At 60.1% G+C, this 1,193-nt stretch carries 3 protein-coding genes; all 3 read right to left on the reverse strand.

Features of this window, described 5'->3' with window-relative positions; translation table 11 throughout:
* Positions 1-126 (reverse strand): flagellin N-terminal helical domain-containing protein (locus D2V17_RS08960; RefSeq protein WP_483950392.1); only part of this gene is annotated, 126 nt, incomplete at its 3' end.
* 191 nt (positions 127-317) lie between these two features.
* Positions 318-458, reverse strand: a complete 141-nt coding sequence (locus D2V17_RS21545; protein WP_220474091.1) for a hypothetical protein — start codon at positions 456-458, stop codon at positions 318-320.
* Positions 459-599: 141 nt separating this feature from the next.
* Positions 600-1,193: flagellin (locus D2V17_RS08965; protein ID WP_119592681.1), on the reverse strand; the 594-nt coding region annotated here is incomplete at its 5' end.

Raw genomic sequence — 1,193 nt, forward strand, 5'->3', positions numbered from 1 at the left:
GTCCTTGGCGCTGTTGATGCGCTTGCCGGTCGACAGGCGTTCCATCGCCGTGCCGAGCATGGCGCTGGCCGAAGTCGATGCATTGGTCGCCCGAATAGCGGCGATATTGGTGTTGATGACGTTCATGACTGATCTCCGCAAAATCTTTAGTCGTTTTCGCCGCCCCAACTGGTTCCACGGCAGCTTGTTAACCAGACCGGCATTTTTCACGCGAATTTAAGGGCGCCCACAGCGGCCAGCCCGAGAAAACTGACAAGTGCTTCAATTGGCGCGATATTTTTTTGAAATGAGATTTAAGTCTCAGAATAAAAACGAATTTATCCGGCAAAGTGCGGCGGGATCTTGCCGGAGACCGGCACGATTTTGCCGGTTTTTGCCGGTTTGCCCGGCCATGCTTGATCTGTACCCCGACGGTTAATTTCCGCCGCGCTATGCAGTCCCCACAGTTCCCCGATCATCGCCGGGAAAGCGCGGCCCTATATAGGGGAGGCATGGAACGGACCCGAACCTATCCCTGTCTCCTGCACAAAGGGCCCCGGCATCCAGGTGGATACCGGGGCCCCGTTGGGGCGCCGTTTGCGGAACGGCGGTGGAAAGGTTTAGCGCAGCAGCGACAGAACGTTCTGCTGGCTCTGGTTGGCCTGCGCCAGCATCGCGGTCGAGGCCTGGCTCAGGATCTGGGCCTTGGCGAGCTTGGTCGTTTCGGCCGAATAGTCGGCGTCTTCGATGCGGCTGCGCGCTTCCGACAGGTTGGTGATGTTGTCGTTGAGGTTGTTCATCACGCTTTCGAGACGGTTCTGGCCCGCACCCAGCGAAGCGCGGGTGGCGTTCACCGAAGCAAGAGCCGCATCAACGTTGTCCATGGTGGTGGCAGCCTTGGTGGTGTCGGTCACGTCGAGCGCCGTAGCGTCGAGCTTCGTGCCGTCGATGCCCTTCGAGGTCAGCGTGACGATCTCGCCCGAGTTCGCACCCGTCTGGATCGAGAAGGTCTCGTCGGTGCCCGAGGTCTTCGAGAACAGGGCGTTGCCGTTGAACTTGGTGTTCGTCAGCACGTCGTCGATCTGCGAGGTCAGCGCGGTCACTTCGGCCTGCATCGCGGTGCGGTCAGATGCCTGATAGGTGCCCGAAGCCGACTGCACGGCCAGCTCGCGAACGCGCTGCAGCATGTTGGTGACTTCGTTGAGGCCGCCTTC

Source organism: Aurantiacibacter xanthus (assembly GCF_003584015.1).
Taxonomy (GTDB): Bacteria; Pseudomonadota; Alphaproteobacteria; order Sphingomonadales; family Sphingomonadaceae; genus Alteraurantiacibacter; species Alteraurantiacibacter xanthus.

Excerpts from the sequence above, each read along its gene's own strand:
- D2V17_RS21545 (WP_220474091.1), bottom strand. The coding sequence starts at position 458 with ATGATCGGGGAACTGTGGGGACTGCATAGCGCGGCGGAAATTAACCGT.